The sequence below is a fragment of the Paenibacillus sp. FSL R7-0026 genome, from assembly GCF_038004485.1.
In the GTDB taxonomy this organism is placed as follows: Bacteria; Bacillota; Bacilli; order Paenibacillales; family Paenibacillaceae; genus Paenibacillus; species Paenibacillus xylanexedens_A.
Window position 1 is genome coordinate 3,003,781 of sequence record NZ_JBBORG010000001.1, and the last position, 15,485, is coordinate 3,019,265.

13 protein-coding genes and 1 pseudogene are annotated in these 15,485 nt (G+C 42.1%); 10 read left to right on the top strand and 4 right to left on the bottom strand.

The window, feature by feature from the left end:
- Positions 1 to 7: 7 nt before the first annotated feature.
- Positions 8 to 652, bottom strand: a complete 645-nt coding sequence (locus tag MKY44_RS13540) for a TetR/AcrR family transcriptional regulator (protein ID WP_341007468.1) — start codon at positions 650 to 652, stop codon at positions 8 to 10.
- The gene (locus MKY44_RS13545; RefSeq protein WP_341007470.1) at positions 645 to 1,847 is read right to left on the bottom strand and encodes an MFS transporter; all 1,203 of its coding nucleotides are present in this window, start codon (positions 1,845 to 1,847) and stop codon (positions 645 to 647) included. The genes MKY44_RS13540 and MKY44_RS13545 overlap by 8 nt, the downstream gene beginning before the upstream one ends.
- Before the next feature lie 137 nt (positions 1,848 to 1,984).
- On the opposite strand from MKY44_RS13545, the gene MKY44_RS13550 reads away from it, so the two are divergent.
- From MKY44_RS13550 to MKY44_RS13590, 9 genes are all read left to right on the top strand, one after another.
- Positions 1,985 to 2,404: a DUF3237 domain-containing protein gene (locus tag MKY44_RS13550; RefSeq protein WP_341007471.1), complete on the top strand. Its 420-nt coding sequence runs from the start codon at positions 1,985 to 1,987 to the stop codon at positions 2,402 to 2,404.
- Between the two features lie 240 nt (positions 2,405 to 2,644).
- Positions 2,645 to 4,225, top strand: coding sequence for a histidine-type phosphatase (locus tag MKY44_RS13555; protein WP_341007472.1), 1,581 nt, complete (start codon positions 2,645 to 2,647; stop codon positions 4,223 to 4,225).
- Between the two features lie 185 nt (positions 4,226 to 4,410).
- Positions 4,411 to 4,902: an RNA polymerase sigma factor gene (locus tag MKY44_RS13560; RefSeq protein ID WP_036615805.1), complete on the top strand. Its 492-nt coding sequence runs from the start codon at positions 4,411 to 4,413 to the stop codon at positions 4,900 to 4,902.
- On the top strand, positions 4,902 to 5,876 hold the full coding sequence (locus MKY44_RS13565) for a hypothetical protein (protein ID WP_341007473.1): 975 nt from the start codon (positions 4,902 to 4,904) through the stop codon (positions 5,874 to 5,876). The genes MKY44_RS13560 and MKY44_RS13565 overlap by 1 nt, the downstream gene beginning before the upstream one ends.
- 194 nt (positions 5,877 to 6,070) lie before the next feature.
- Positions 6,071 to 6,826, top strand: a complete 756-nt coding sequence (locus tag MKY44_RS13570; protein WP_076327583.1) for a carboxymuconolactone decarboxylase family protein — start codon at positions 6,071 to 6,073, stop codon at positions 6,824 to 6,826.
- A gap of 128 nt (positions 6,827 to 6,954) precedes the next feature.
- Positions 6,955 to 7,836 (top strand): LysR family transcriptional regulator, encoded by an 882-nt coding sequence (locus tag MKY44_RS13575; RefSeq protein ID WP_036615799.1) that lies wholly within the window; start codon positions 6,955 to 6,957, stop codon positions 7,834 to 7,836.
- 178 nt (positions 7,837 to 8,014) lie between these two features.
- Positions 8,015 to 9,907, top strand: a complete 1,893-nt coding sequence (locus MKY44_RS13580) for a beta-glucoside-specific PTS transporter subunit IIABC (protein WP_341007474.1) — start codon at positions 8,015 to 8,017, stop codon at positions 9,905 to 9,907.
- A gap of 28 nt (positions 9,908 to 9,935) precedes the next feature.
- On the top strand, positions 9,936 to 11,360 hold the full coding sequence (locus tag MKY44_RS13585) for a 6-phospho-beta-glucosidase (RefSeq protein ID WP_341007475.1): 1,425 nt from the start codon (positions 9,936 to 9,938) through the stop codon (positions 11,358 to 11,360).
- A gap of 18 nt (positions 11,361 to 11,378) precedes the next feature.
- Positions 11,379 to 12,683 (top strand): MFS transporter, encoded by a 1,305-nt coding sequence (locus tag MKY44_RS13590; RefSeq protein ID WP_341007476.1) that lies wholly within the window; start codon positions 11,379 to 11,381, stop codon positions 12,681 to 12,683.
- A 59-nt stretch (positions 12,684 to 12,742) separates the two neighbouring features.
- On the opposite strand, the pseudogene MKY44_RS13595 reads toward MKY44_RS13590, so the two are convergent.
- Positions 12,743 to 12,916 (bottom strand): annotated as a pseudogene (locus tag MKY44_RS13595) (GNAT family N-acetyltransferase); the annotation flags it as partial.
- A 17-nt stretch (positions 12,917 to 12,933) separates the two neighbouring features.
- Positions 12,934 to 13,815 carry a LysR family transcriptional regulator gene (locus tag MKY44_RS13600; protein WP_341009849.1) on the bottom strand — a complete coding sequence of 294 codons (882 nt, stop codon included), beginning with the start codon at positions 13,813 to 13,815 and terminating at the stop codon, positions 12,934 to 12,936.
- A 109-nt stretch (positions 13,816 to 13,924) separates the two neighbouring features.
- Between MKY44_RS13600 and MKY44_RS13605 the strand changes: the two genes are divergently transcribed.
- Complete coding sequence (locus tag MKY44_RS13605; protein WP_341007477.1) at positions 13,925 to 15,316, top strand: MFS transporter; 1,392 nt, start codon at positions 13,925 to 13,927, stop codon at positions 15,314 to 15,316.
- Positions 15,317 to 15,485: the final 169 nt, after the last annotated feature.

Sequence of the window (15,485 nt, forward strand, 5' to 3'; positions counted from 1 at the left end):
CATGCCATCACTCGGGTATTTCTTCGCTACACAAAAAATGAAGCAGCATTTTCACAAATTGCCCCGTCATTCGCATATCCAATGAATTATCATGAGCAGCACGAATAGTTACCATGCGCTGGAGCATGCCCATCATCGTTGTGAAGATAAACTGAGCCAGATCCAGCGGAGGAGATGGATTCTTAATACTGCCGTCAACAACGCCTTGGGATAAAGCGTCCATCAGGAAATGATTTTCTTTCCCGTTCTGGTTGAACTTATCATACTCTTCTCTTAATTCAGGACTAAAATCATACATCTCATAGTTGATATCAAATAATTGAATAAACCGGATGTAGTCTGGATGATTCTGGGCATAAACAACCCATGCATTCAACATAACCGTGAGTTGTTCTCGTCCATTCAAGTCCTTCGTTGAAGCACTGCTAACCTCATCCGTTAAATGTTCGATCAGTTGCATCTGAATGGCTAGAAGAAGCTCATCCATAGACTGAAAATGTTTATAAAAGGTCACTCTACTAAGTTCAGCTTTCGTACATACATCCTTAATCTTCACCTGGAGCAATCCATATTTCAAAAAAAGCTCCTTACCTGCTGCAATCAAATCATCACGATGTTTATTTCCCAATTGTTGATGCCAGTTTTCATTCACTTGTATACAATTGTCCTTTCTTCGAACGAAATGCGTTCAAGGTCAGTCCGAGAGAAGCGAGTAGCATAATTGCACCAAAAATATACGGGAAGTTTATGTTTTTGTCAAACAATAGCCCTGCGATCAGCGGGCCAATCACTGTTCCGAGACTGGAAAATGTAGTATTCAGACCGGATGCATAACCTTGCCGATCTCCTGCATTTTTGGATATTAACGTGCTGACCGAAGGTCGCAAAAACGAATTGAATGCAAAGAATAACGCAGAAGCGAACAACAGAAACACAAGGTTGACCTTAATTAACATTAACAATAAAGCTATGGGTGTGATTATTAAGGAGAGACGGATCAACTTAACTTCACCGATTCTCTGTACGAACCAATCCAAAAGCCAGATCTGCACAATGATACCGATAATCGCGCCCAAGGTAATAATGATGGAGATTGTTGCAGCGTCGAATTCGTATTTTTGCTCTGCAAAAAGAGCGAATACCGTCTCATAACTCATGAGACCAAAGGTCATGACAAGCAACACAATCAAGTATTTGAAATAGGGGACTTTAAAAGAACTCCAGATTTTCTTGCCCAAGTGATCTCCTTTTTGAAGACGGATGGAGACCGTTCTTTTCTCCGGTGGAAGTGTCTCAGGCAATAGCAGCGTCATTAGGGCCGCAATCAGTCCCAGACCCGCTGCGAAAAAGTAGGGCATGCGAATGCCCATCTCGGCGATGAGACCGCCCAGACCAGGTCCGAGAACCATCCCCAAATTCATAGCTGCACCGAAATAGCCCATGCCTTTTGCACGTGTCTCTGGCGTTGTAATATCGGCGACATAAGCAAGGTTCGCGGGAACCATTAAACCAAGACTGATTCCACCGATAAACCGTGCGACATAGAGGAACGGCAATGAAGTCGACAACGCAAATATGATATCTGAAATGACAGACAGAAACATACCCGCAATGATCAACTTTTTGCGTCCAAATCGATCAGACAGTTGTCCCCCGAGAGGTGAAAAGAAGAATTGAGCGGCACCGAAGGCTGCAACTAAAAATCCTGCTACTGTGCCTCCCGCATGAAAAAGCTTCAAATACTCCGGCAATATGGGAATGAGCATCCCTTGCCCCAATAAAGCGATAAACAGATTTAACATCAGAATGAACAGTGGAAAGCGAACTGAATTTGGTAATGTACTCATGTACGTCATTAACCCCTTCATTTACAACTTGTTAACCTTTACATTGTGTAAACCATTTTAAATGATTTAAAGGAAAGATGTAAATCTTTTTTTTAGTGAGTAGAGTTATAATTGAATCCATATGGAGGTGGGAACACGTGAAATTAGAGGAATTGTTTACGGTACATGTGAACATTGAGAAATCATTTGATTTACAGAATAGCGAAGATGATTCGGTTGTCATGATTACTTTTACAGGCAGCGTAACCGGAAAGTACTTTGAAGGAATTGTGTTGGGTGGAGGAGTGGATACGCAGGTCATCGGGAAGAATGGTGACCCGCATACGTTATCGGCAAGATACATGCTCCAAGGAACCGACAACTCAGGGCATTCCTGCAAAATTTATATCGAAAACAACGGAAATATTGATAAAACGCTGAAAACTGCTTTATTTCGTACGTCCCCCAAAATGATTACAGACAGCAAAGCCTTATCCTTCTTGAACCGTGAGACACTTATTGGAGAAGGTCATCCGACGGAGTCAGGGATAGATATAAAAATATACAGGGCGCTATGATAATGCGAGACATGTGATAACTATGCTGTTCATGTGTCTCGGAGCAAGATAGCCTATTATACTGATTCAGAGTCGCTAAGGAGCGGCTCTTTTTGTCGTATGAGACTTTACGTCAATATTTATATGTACTCTTTTACAATGAATTAACATAGGATGGATACGGCGCAGACACTTCACACCTATAGTATGATGAGCGAAAATAAACCAATATCAGGCGGAATAAGGAGATAACTATTCATTATGATGATCAAAAAAATCGGGATTTCAGTAGCATCACTCGCCATCTTAACGTCTGTAAGTGTGTTTGACGTATATGGCGCAGGCTCCAAACGCATGATCGAAGTTTCTGAACAATCGGCTAATGTGGTCGTGAACGGTCAAAGGGTGGAAGGCGAATCATTTCTCTACAATGGGGTCACTTATGTACCTGCAAGAGCGATTGGTGAAGCCTTGGGGCAAGAGGTAGACTGGGATAACAACACCCAATCGGTATTTGTTGGAGCTAAAATTAACGATCAGCAGGGATACCGCGGTACCAAAACGCCATATCCTTTTAAGGAAACAAGTTACACAAAAGCTCCTATTGGATATGAACCCATATTTATTAACTACATAGGGAGACATGGTTCCAGACATCTATCCAGTTCCAAGTACGACAAGACGTTATTTGAACTGCTCGACATCGCTGAAAAGGACGGGCAGATCACTAATCTGGGCAAAGAGCTGAAGAAGGAAATTGGCAATCTGATGAAGGTTGAAAAAGATCATTATGGATTGTTATCCACTACGGGTGGGGAAGAATTGAAAGGAATAGGGGCCAGAGTTGGGCAGAATTTCAAAGAACTATTTACATCGGATAAAAAAGTGATTGCACAAGCAACCTTCAAAGATCGAACGCCGCAGAGCAGAGATCAGTTTATTGACGGGTTAAAGGAAAGCTTGGGAGATAACAAGGTAGACATTCTGACTTCAGCTTTTGAAGAAGGGAAAGACCCCTATCTACGGCCCTACGACCTAGCGACAAAGTATAATGAGTACGTAGAAGATGGAGACTGGGTTAAGTTATACGAGGATTATGTCACACAGAGCACTGGAACGCTTTATGCAAAAGAGGTCCTTCTGCAATTTTTCTCTGAAGACTTCTATCAACGGCTGAACTCTGGAGAGTTTGAACTGAAAGATGAGAAGGGAAAAGTGAAGCTCAGCAACCCAACCGAGGCTGCTTCTAATTTATACGAACTCTACATCATATCTTCGAATATTAAAGGAGAAGGTGACTTCGAATTCGGGCGGTATTTCACGGCTAATCAGTTGAAATGGTACGAGAGCATTGACAATATCAATGATTTCTATGAAAAAGGTCCATCTTTAACGTCAACGGATTTGCCGCAGAATATCATTGCACCTCTGGTCAAAGAGTTAATCGCGTCAACTGAACAGTCCATTCAACAGAAAGACACAGCTGGTATATTTCGTTTTGCTCACGCAGAAACCATCATTCCACTATCTTCATTCCTGGATATCGCTGGAGCTAATGTGAGTATCGACAAACCGCAGGACGTAACTCAAAACTGGAATGGCTCGGTTATCTCACCGATGGGAGCAAATATCCAATGGATTCTGTATTCCAATGGTAAGGATGTTCTTGTAAAGATGCTTAGGAATGAAGAAGAAATTGCGTTCCCGATTGAAACAAAGACCTATCCGTACTATAAATGGGATGATGTGAAGACATATTACCAAAACAAACTGCAGAAGGTAGGCGTAAGCTTGGATAGCAGTTTGGAAGACAATATCGAGCTTTTACAGAAGAAATTCTAATCGGTGAAACGATATGCATTTTATATGAAAATAAAGACAAAGATGAAGAAAGCAACTCCTTTTCATGGAGCTGCTTTCTTTTTTTGCATTTTGAATGAAATGGACCAGTAAAAAAATCCTAAAACAAAATGTGACCAAATGCCGTCCGTAAGAGTGTTAGAGGTATAAAGGAGGGCATAACAACCATGCAGCGATCAGTGCCCCAGCTGGGCGATCATGTGATGAAAGTCTATGAGACATACGCGGATACGCTGTTCCGGATTGCCATGGTGCACCTCGGCAGACGAGAAGACGCGGAGGAAGCCACTCAGGATACCTTCATCAAACTAATAGAAAAAGCCCCTACGTTCAACGATGCGGAGCATCAAAAAGCATGGTTGATTCGGGTCATCACCAATCATTGCAAATCCTTATTAGGCAGAGGCTGGCGCAAACGGGAGGTCAAGCTGGAGGGTGTCGATCCTCTTACAACAGACAACCCTGAAGATCACGCGCTGATCGAACTTGTGCTGTCACTGCCCGTCAAGTATAGATCGGTGGTTCATCTGTATTATTACGAAGATTATCCGATCCGAGAAATCAGCGAGATCCTGGAGATTAGCGAATCAGCAGTGAAAATGAGATTAAAACGAGGAAGACAGCTGTTAAAACTGGAGCTGGAAGGAGAGGAACTGTAATGAACGAAGAACAATTCAAACAAAACTACAAGAAAGCGGTGGATCATATGAAAACAAACGAGCAAATGAAAAAACGGGTAGAGCAATCCTTAAACACGCAACATCAAGGACCAAAACGTCAACGTAAACCACTATACATTGCAGCAAGTGTTGTTATCGCTGCCAGCATTGGATTGGCTGCGCCAAGTGTATGGCAACAATTCAGTGGACCAGCCGCACCAACACCACAGGTGGCAGCGGTGACTCCAGGAGCATCGTTTGATCCGATCGTGATTCCGAAGATGGAGTTGCCGAGTTCACAGGGCAAAGGCGCGATGGCTGATATGATGCAACTGGTTGTATATGGAGGAAGCGTATATACACAGTCCCCAACATTGCTTGAAGGTGCAAATGCACTCAGCCTGCGGGGGGATAAACTGGGTACCACCACTGGCGGCATTGATGAGCTGAGCGGCCAGGATAAATATACGGAGCTTGCTTCCAACATTGGCGAAGCAGACATCTATGCGGTCAATGGCTACGACAAGGATTTCCGCATCATGTCTTACACCGAGATCGATGGTCAGGTGTATGCTCAGTTATTCGACAAGAACAACGGGATCACCATTGGTACTGGTGCCGACCTGATCGGCAAGCTTCATCTCGAAGGCAACATCGCCTCGGCGCAATGGGAGACGTTTAACAGCTGGAACAATGGATTGCAGCAGCTTCAACCGTTAGCAGCGGATGAAGCACTGGACAGCTTTATCTCATCGCTAAATGCTGCCAAACCGATCGCAACGAGCCCGGAGTTGGAAGAGAACCTCTACGGCAAGGAAGATCGCAAGATCATCTATCTCACGCTGGAAGACAAAACGCAGGTCCCACTGGTTCTGTTTGGTGAAGAAGCTCTGGTTCGTTATGGTAATGTTCCGGCATTCCTGGAAGTGGAGAAAGGCGCGTTCCAATCATTCTGGGACAGCTTGGGCGAGTAAGGCACAGTAACATGGCTGCACGAAGAAGAGCGAACAGGGCACGCAAGTGCTTTGTTCGCTTTTTTCATCAACAAACAATCATTTGATAGGATTAGGCAATAAAATGATATGAATAGGATATGGATTCTTTCCCCTTTCAATGTAAAATGGGTACACCTAGTTTTAACTAAAAAGAAACAGGAGGTTAGATGAATATGAATCGAATCGAAAAGAGCCAGGAAACATATAAAAGACTATTCGGCGAGGGAGTTCCAGCGGCATATGCTACTGATCCTGAGTTACAGGACATATTAAGTCGCTTCATATTTGGTGAAATTTTTGATCAAGGTACTCTTGACGATAAGCAACGTGAGCTTATTACTTTGGTCGTACTGGCTACTAATCAAACGTTGCCACAGCTCAAAGCACATACTCGTGCAGCGCTAAATGTTGGGTTGACTCCAACGGAGATCCAAGAAGCAATCTATCAATGCGCACCTTATTTGGGATTCCCCAAAACCTTAAATGCCATATCGGAAATGAATGAAGTGTTCAAAGAGCGAAATGTTGCACTGCCTCTTGAAAGTCAAAAACGGGTTGAAGAAGATAATCGCTTTGACAAAGGACTTGGTATTCAAAAAGAGATTTTTGGCGATATTATTGAGAAAAACCGGGAAAATGCCCCGTCAAATCAGAAGCATATCCAGGACTATCTTTCAGCATTTTGCTTTGGTGACTTCTATACCCGCGGTGGTCTGGATCTGAAAATACGAGAGCTGCTTACTCTTTGTATACTAAGTGCACTCGGAGGTGCGGATAGTCAAGTCAAAGCACACGTTCAGGGTAACATCAATGTTGGCAATAATAAAGAAACCATGATCACCGCTCTAACTCACTGCCTTCCCTACATGGGATTTCCTCGAACACTAAATGCTTTAGCCTGCGTTAATGAAATCATTCCAGAGAAATAATCTTCTTTATTTGAAGCAACAGACAGTTGATTATCCCAATCAACTGTCTTCTTCTGGTTAACAGGAAGGTATAGTAAAGAAATGAATGATTCAGTAGACACTTAAATGAACGTAAATCAGGAGGAATTATGGAGTTAAGAGTACTTCGATATTTTTTGACAGTAGCTCGAGTAGAAAATATCACACATGCTGCAACGATCTTACATGTGACACAGCCAACGTTAAGCAGACAGTTGGCTGATCTGGAAAAAAATTTAGAAACTCAATTGTTTATACGCGGTAAAAGTAAAATAACACTTACAGATGCAGGCATGCTTCTACGTCAAAGAGCAGAAGAAATTCTCACACTTGCGGATAAAACAGAGAAAGAGTTTAAAGATCAGAACAACCTGGTTGGAGGAACCATATCGATCGGGAGTGTTGAATCATTAACGTCCAATGTTATTTTACAATTATTAAAAGACTTCAATATGGAGTATCCGCAGGTTAAATATCACATCTATAGTGGAACGGGGGATGATATAAAGGAGCGAATCGATAAAGGACTGCTCGATGTGGGCATTTTGTTAGAGCCCATTCACATTGAGAAATACGATTTCATCAGACTGCCCCAGAAGGAACGCTGGGGAGTCCTTATGAAGACCTCATCACCTCTTGCCCAGAAAGAATATGTCACTTCAACCGATTTAGCCGGAGTGCCTCTGCTCATATCCAGCCGATCTGTCGTACAGAATGAGATTGCAAGCTGGTTTGCCGATGAGTATGCACATTTAAACTTTGTTGCGACCTATAATTTAATATCTAACATACTTAACCTCGTAGAGGAGGGGTTAGGGACGGCCATCTGTATTGAGGGTGCGCTTGCAATGAAGCAGTCTGACACATTATGCTTCAGACCTTTTCAACCGGAACTTCAGTTTCCAACAGTGATTGTCTGGAAAAAACATAAAGTATTCAGTCAAACGGAGGTACGTTTTTTGGAACATATCAGGCATGCCTTTCAGGCATAATAAAGTATGAATTATAGGTATTGGCTATAGCTGTTTATCAGATGATATTTTAAAGGTGTAATGAATGCAGCCTTTATGTATTTCAGATAAATAGCTTTTTTTATTGCAAAGAGAAGTTATTTAGAGCGCTTTTGGTCTCATTCATTTAGATGGCAACAACAAGAGGGGGCATTATTGGATGAGCAAGAAATACGAGAAGTTGGCTCAAGATATTGTAGAGAAAGTGGGCGGTAGTGAGAATGTATCCACTCTGACTCACTGTATGACTAGGCTTAGATTTGCACTGAATGATACTAATAAAGCAGATCAAAAAGCGCTTAAATCGTTTGACGGTGTTATTGATGCGGTTGAGAGCGGCGGACAATTTCAAGTCGTCATCGGCACACATGTTGAAGACGTTTACAAAGAAGTGATCAAGCATCTTCAACCTAACGCGAGTTCATCGGGTGAACCAACTGATGTTAAGAAAGTTAGTATTTTGGGGAAATTAATCGATTTCGTCTCGGGGACATTTAGTCCGATTGTCCCTGCTATAGCTGGGGCTGGTATGATCAAGGCATTACTCGCTCTACTTATTTTGTTCAACTGGATTTCAAAAGATTCCCAAACCTACTATGTCGTAAGTCTTATGTCAGATGCTATTTTCTACTTTTTACCATTCTTGCTGGCGTTTTCAGCTGCAAACAAACTAAAATGCAGTCCCGTCTTAGCACTCGTTTTAGCCGGTGTTTTACTCCATCCCAACTTGACACAATTGCGTTTGGATGGGTCTGACGTAAGTGTTTTTGGAATCCCGCTAACTCTTGTATCTTATAGTTCTTCTGTAGTTCCAATTCTCTTAATAGTTTGGTCACAATCATATATTGAATCGTTGTTTAAAAGGATCATTCCGAATGCAGTGAAAGTTATTTTTGTTCCCATGTGCACTATTTTAGTAACGGGAATTCTTGCCTTAACCGTGTTGGGACCACTGGGGTCATTTTTCGGAACGTATTTAGCGATGGGCTTTGACTTCTTGGCCGCACATGGTAGCTGGCTGGTTATTTTCCTGGTTGCAACCTTCTGGCCAATACTGGTTATGTTTGGGCTGCACCATAATATTGTTCCTCTATCCATTGCTCAAATCACCACATCAGGTTATGAGAATATCCTCGGTCCTGGAGCGATGATCAATTGTATAGGTCAAGGTGTTGCGGCATTAGTTGTAGGGATGAGAACCAAGGATAAAGCATTAAAACAAATTTCTGCTTCCAGTGGGATCACCGCGTTGATGGGAATCACGGAACCAGCTCTTTACGGCGTAAATTTACCGAAGAGATACCCACTTGTCGCGGGTATGATTGGAGCTGCCAGTGGGGGACTATTTGCAGGGCTAATGGATGTTTCCCGTTACGCAACAGGCGCTTCAGGAATCCCGGCGATTCCTCTGTACATTGGTGAAAATATCTGGAATCTATATAACATTTTGATCGCACTTGTTATAACAACTGTCGTAACTGCTGTGCTTACCTATTTGCTCAGTTTGAAATATGAAAAAGACGCACCTTCACAGAACAACACTGTTTCAAATGCGAACGAAGGGAGTGGGGTTGCGGATGAAGTCATTACAATTAAAGATTCTGTTATTGCAACGCCACTTAAAGGTCAGCTTATTCAACTTCAGGATGTACAAGATGCAGCGTTTGCCTCAGAGGCAATGGGTAAAGGAATTGCTATTGAACCTAGCGAGGGGAAAGTCATTGCTCCATTTGATGGCATGATTGTGTCCCTATTTCCTAAGAAACATGCTATTGGACTATTATCCGATGAAGGAGTCGAAATTCTTATTCATGTCGGCTTAAATACGGTTAAGCTGAACGGAAAATATTTTGAGGCTTTTGTTGAAGAAGGTCAGAGAATCACAAAAGGACAGACCTTGCTGACTTTTGATCTGGACAAAATCAGACAAGAAGGATACGTCACTCAAACGCCCGTTATTGTAACCAATTCGTATAGTTACTCGGATGTGATCGCAGAGACTAGTCCCCAAAATATTGATTTTAACAATACATTGTTGGTTGTCAAAGCTTAACAAAACTACAGGTTAGGAGTGTGTTTTAATGACTTTAAGAAAAGACTTTTTGTGGGGTGGGGCAGTTGCTGCTAACCAATGTGAAGGTGGATATGCAGAAGGCAACAAGGGACTATCCACAGTTGATGTAATCCCGGCAGGGAAAGATCGTGTTCCTGTCATGCGAGGACAGTTAAAAATGTTGGAGTGTGATCAAGAGCATTTTTATCCGAGTCATGAGGCTATTGATTTTTATCATCGCTATAAAGAAGACATTGCTTTACTTGCAGAAATGGGCTTTACGTGTTTCCGTTTATCTTTGGCATGGACTCGGATCTACCCTAATGGAGATGACGAGTTACCCAACGAAGAGGGTTTGAAATTCTATGAAAATGTATTTGACGAATGTTTGAAGTATGGCATTGAGCCGTTAGTCACCATTACCCATTTTGATGTCCCTATTCATTTGGTGAAAACTATTGGATCGTGGAGAAGTCGAAAAATGGTGGATTATTATGAGAGACTGTGTGAAACGATCTTCACCCGTTATAAAGATAAAGTGAAGTATTGGCTTACCTTTAATGAAATTAACATGCTGTTGCATCTACCTTTTGGCAGCTCAGGCCTAGTGTTTGAAGAAGGTGAGAATGAGGATGCTGTGAAGTATCAGGCGGCTCATCATCAATTGATCGCAAGTGCAAAAGCAACTGAAATTGCGCGTAGAATTAACCCGGAAATTAAGATTGGCTGTATGTTAGCAGGTGCCAACACTTACCCGTATACATGTGCACCAGATGATGTCTGGAAAGCCATGACAAGAGATCGCGAGCACTACTTCTTCGTCGATGTACAATCCCGAGGAGAATACCCAAACTATGCCAAGAAAATGTTAGAACGAATGAATATTAATTTAGCCATGGAAGACGGGGACGAGGAATGTTTGAAAAATAATACGGTTGATTTCGTTTCGTTCAGTTATTATGGTTCACGATTAACCAGTGCAGACCCGGAAGTAAACACACAAACGGCAGCTAACCTGTTTCCGACACTGCGCAATCCTCATTTGAAAACAAGTGAATGGGGATGGCAAATCGATCCTGAAGGTCTCAGAATTACAATGAACTCCTTGTATGACCGATATCAAAAGCCACTATTCATCGTTGAAAATGGCTTAGGAGCGATAGATACTCCTGATGAGACGGGATATATTGCGGATGATTATAGAATCGAGTATTTGCGTCAACACATCCAAGCTTTCATAACAGCAGTGGAAGAAGATGGCGTAGAGTTGTTGGGTTACACGTCCTGGGGTTGCATTGATCTAGTAAGCTCAAGTTCTGGAGAGATGAGTAAACGATACGGTTTCATACATGTCGACAAAGATGACGCTGGAAATGGTACGTTGAAACGCAGCAAGAAAAAATCCTTTGAATGGTTCAAAAAAGTTATTCAAAGTAACGGCAAAGAACTCTAATCGACTGAGCAGTAACGTATGAAGTCATCGACTTATGCGTTACTGCTTTATCCATTTATCGCAGCATCAAGGCTAACTATCGGCCATATGGAGCAAATACAAACAGTTAGGAGTTGGTTTTTTATAATATCCATGGAGAAGCTTAGAACATATTCGTTATTGTCCGTTGCGTTATTAATTTCTTCAGGTCCAGTGATTGCCGCTAACATTCCTGCGATAACCAATGATTTTCCAGAGATATCGGTAACACATGTAGGATTATTAACGACCATACCTTCATTATTTGTCATTCTTGGTGTGTTAATTGCTAATCGACTTGAACTTCTTATTGGGAAGAAAGCAACTATACTAACTGGATTAGGACTTGTTCTCATTGCGGGAGTATTCCCTGCATTGTATCATGACCTTTTTTCGTTGCTGTTCATTTCTCGCTGTTTGTTTGGGTTAGGTGTAGGTTTATTTAACCGGCTCATCATTCAGATGATCAGTGATATGTATCATAAAAATCCAGGTAAACAAGCAACCGTAATTGGCTTAGAAAGTGCCTTTGAGGGATTAGGAGGCATTTGTCTAACACTACTCGTTGGTCAACTATTGAAAATGGGCTGGCACACATCATTTTATGTCTACGCCCTGGCACTTCCTATTTTCATTGCATTCCTGATTTTCGTTCCTTCTGATAAAAAAGAGCTTAATAGAAGAGAAGAGGCCACAACGAATCCAAGCCACACTAATAATAAAAAAGCCCTTCAAGTCATGATTGGCTATGGTCTCTTATTATTTGTAATAGTAGCTATTTTCATCAATTATAATTTACAGATTACTCCTTTGATTTTGGAAAAAAATATCGGAACTGCGACAAATGGAAGCAACATGATTGCATTTATAGGTTTGGGAGCTTTTGTTGCCGGCTTTTCTTTTGGGAAAGTATACAAAACACTCGGTAACTATATCGTTCCATTATCGATTCTGTTACTTGGAAGCTCGATGTTCGTTACGACGATCTCGCAAAGTATTATTCTTACTACCGTTTGCTCAATGATCATCGGGTTTTCATTCCGCTGTATAATGCCCTATTTATTGCATACTTTTGCACAACAAATCGCCAAAATGGCAAAGTTAGGTACCACCATTGTTCTGATCGCGTATAACTTGGGAGCCACACTTTCACCGTATGAAGGAAGGTTAATTACGCAATTATTGCAACTAGATACAGTGCAATCATTAGTCTCAAGTAATGCAATAATCCTATTATGGATTTCAGCAGTAAGTTTGGGAGTAGTAACCCTTCATCGCAAAAAGAAGAATATTCAACAAACATAGAAAACAGGGAACTTCTTGATATGGAGTTCCCTTGTTTTAGAGTGAGTTGTATGAACTTTTTAAATAGAATTCTTGTAATACACCAAGTGATCCGTCCATTCATTATTTTCGTGTATAAACCCTTTACGTAGACATTCGAATTCCATACCAACACTCTCTGCCAGTTTCATGGAAGGGGTGTTATCCACATTAATATGAGCTTCTATGCGGTGGAACTTCAGATGTTCGAATGCACTCCTCTGGATTGAATTTATGCTCGTGGCATAGCATTGAAATAGTCCATAACCACGCTGCGAAACTCTAAAGCGGCTTTGGAAATATACCTGTTTTTGTGCGAAAGTAGAGCGATTTCCCGAACGAGTTGATGTTCCTCTACCTGAAGATATCTAATACGCTCATGCGGGTTTCTGGCTGTGCTAGGTATAAACGCGAGACCGATCTCTGCCTCCACAAGGGCTGTTAATCTTGCAGGCTCATCACCTTCATATACATACTTCGGTAGGAAACCAGCGGATTGACATACGGAATCTACCATATCACGAACCCCATACCCTTGCTTCACCCCAACAAACCACTCGTCCTTAAGCTCGGTTAATTGAATGCTGCTTCGGTCTGCATATCGATGACCCATAGGAACAGCGACTACAATCGGATCGTCATATAGTATCTGACATTCGATATCGTCACCTTGAATCGGAGGGGAGGCCAGACAAAAGTCCACCTCGCCCCGATGTAGAAGTCTGGACATGTTTTCTAACGAAACCATTTGCACATGGAACTGAATATCTGGCTTGTTTTTCCGGAATTCCCGCAGTATGCCGGGCAATGTGCTTGCCGTAGTCACCGCCAATTGCAGTGTACCCTGATCCGGGTTGGAGAGGTCAGCGATTTCCCGTTTTCCTTGTTCCAATTCAAATAAGGCTTTTTCAGTTCGCTGAAGAAATGTTCTTCCAAAGTCGTTTAGTCGCAGCTTTCTCCCGATTCGATCAAATAAAGGGACTCCCAGGTCGTCCTCTAATCGTTGTATCGTTTTGCTCAGGGAGGATTGCGTGACATGCAGCTTTCCCGCAGCTTCCGTAACATGTTCGCATCGTGCCACCGTCAGGAAATATTTTAGTTGAAGAAGCTCCATTTGCACCATTCCTTCATTCCTTCTAGTTCATCAAATCATAACATATAATGCGTTGGAATAAATGAACACGTTCAAGTAAGATAACAGCAGAAGAGAGAGAGGTGCACCAATGAACGTTCGAAACAAAGGATTGATGTTAGCTGTTGGACTCGGAATTATGTTGAATCCGTTGAATTCCTCCATGATTTCTGTGGCTATTTCAAGATTGCAACAAGTGTATCAACTTAATTTTACAGCCGTTTCGTGGATTATTTTATCATTTTATATTGCCAGTGCTGTCGCTCAACCCGTCATGGGCAAGTGTAGTGATTTGTTTGGCCGCAGGAAGATCTTCCTCATGGGTCTTGTTATTGTTTTTGTATCGTCCATGCTTGCACCATGGTCTCCCAGTTTTTCGTGGCTCATCGTATTCCGGATTGTTCAATCGATTGGCACAAGCATGATGGTGGCCGTCGGAATGGCGATTGTTAGAATTAACGTGACTGAAAAACAAGCTTCCGCCTTGTCCACCTTGGCTATATTCCTTTCTGGAGCGGCTGCAATTGGACCTTTTATTGGTGGAGTTTTGATTCATTGGTGGGACTGGCACAGCATATTCTTCGTTAATATTCCGTTTGTCTTGGCAAGCTTTTGGTTCGCTTGGAAAACAATCCCGAAGGACGAGCAATCTTCGTCTATCTCTGGTCACATGTCCATTCGGCAATGGCTTGCGTTAATTGACGCACCAGGTATCCTGATGTTTACGGTAGCTTTGGTGACTCTACTCATCGGTTTACTTTCAGTAAATTCCACAGGAGATATTTCAACATGGCATCTGCTGTTAGGAGAGATCGGATTAATCGCACTCGTCATGTTCATCCGACATGAATTAAAAGCAGCCACGCCTTTTATCCCTCTGCGAACGTTTGCCTCATATCCCGAGATGACTTGGGTGAATGTGCAATACATGCTGGTTAACATCCTGTTTTATGCACTTTTTTTTGGAGTTCCTACGTATTTGAAGCAGGTACGTCATCTCAACGAAGTTCATACAGGAATGAGTATGCTTGCTTTGGGGTTATGCTCAGTCATTATTGCTCCGATCGCAGGGCGCTGGATTGACAGATCAGGATCACGGCCAGCTCTGATCGTATCCGCTTCTTTAATGACATTTGGATCTATATTAATCGTTGTTATGAATGAAACTTCTCCAATCTTCATAGTCATTGTTGCCTTAGCTTTATTTGGAATAAGTAACGGCCTAAACGCGGTCGGCATGCAAGCAGCACTGTTCAAAAGCACACCCAAAGAAATGATTGGAGTCGCATCGGGTATTTTTAATACATCACGCTACCTGGGGACCATTTTATCGTCGTTATTGATTGGAATTGTTATGGGGGATACATTCAATGTGACAGGATTTCAGATGCTTGGAATCATCCTTACGGTATTAGCTGCATCACTGATCATCATGAGCGTACGTCGCGAGGCAGGTGCGGTGAGTCCGGAGAAAGTGAAATAGAGAATCTTCCGTGCAATAACACGTTTACACCCAATGAATCAATAGCTCCATTGGGTGTATTTTTTGTTTTTCACCAAGTTGTCAGAAAGAGTTGATCCTTTCTTGAACGTTTAGGGTAGAAGACGTGTCTTTGATTGAATTAGGTAAAAATAAAGATATAATAATTTTG

Bases quoted from the DNA above. Each gene is read 5' to 3' on its own strand.
- MKY44_RS13560 (WP_036615805.1), top strand. From the start codon at position 4,411: ATGCAGCGATCAGTGCCCCAGCTGGGCGATCATGTGATGAAAGTCTAT.
- MKY44_RS13600 (WP_341009849.1), bottom strand. From the start codon at position 13,815: ATGGAGCTTCTTCAACTAAAATATTTCCTGACGGTGGCACGATGCGAA.
- MKY44_RS13590 (WP_341007476.1), top strand. From the start codon at position 11,379: ATGAAGTCATCGACTTATGCGTTACTGCTTTATCCATTTATCGCAGCA.
- MKY44_RS13580 (WP_341007474.1), top strand. From the start codon at position 8,015: ATGAGCAAGAAATACGAGAAGTTGGCTCAAGATATTGTAGAGAAAGTG.
- MKY44_RS13565 (WP_341007473.1), top strand. From the start codon at position 4,902: ATGAACGAAGAACAATTCAAACAAAACTACAAGAAAGCGGTGGATCAT.
- MKY44_RS13570 (WP_076327583.1), top strand. From the start codon at position 6,071: ATGAATCGAATCGAAAAGAGCCAGGAAACATATAAAAGACTATTCGGC.
- MKY44_RS13545 (WP_341007470.1), bottom strand. From the start codon at position 1,847: ATGAGTACATTACCAAATTCAGTTCGCTTTCCACTGTTCATTCTGATG.
- MKY44_RS13605 (WP_341007477.1), top strand. From the start codon at position 13,925: ATGAACGTTCGAAACAAAGGATTGATGTTAGCTGTTGGACTCGGAATT.
- MKY44_RS13585 (WP_341007475.1), top strand. From the start codon at position 9,936: ATGACTTTAAGAAAAGACTTTTTGTGGGGTGGGGCAGTTGCTGCTAAC.
- MKY44_RS13555 (WP_341007472.1), top strand. From the start codon at position 2,645: ATGATGATCAAAAAAATCGGGATTTCAGTAGCATCACTCGCCATCTTA.
- MKY44_RS13575 (WP_036615799.1), top strand. From the start codon at position 6,955: ATGGAGTTAAGAGTACTTCGATATTTTTTGACAGTAGCTCGAGTAGAA.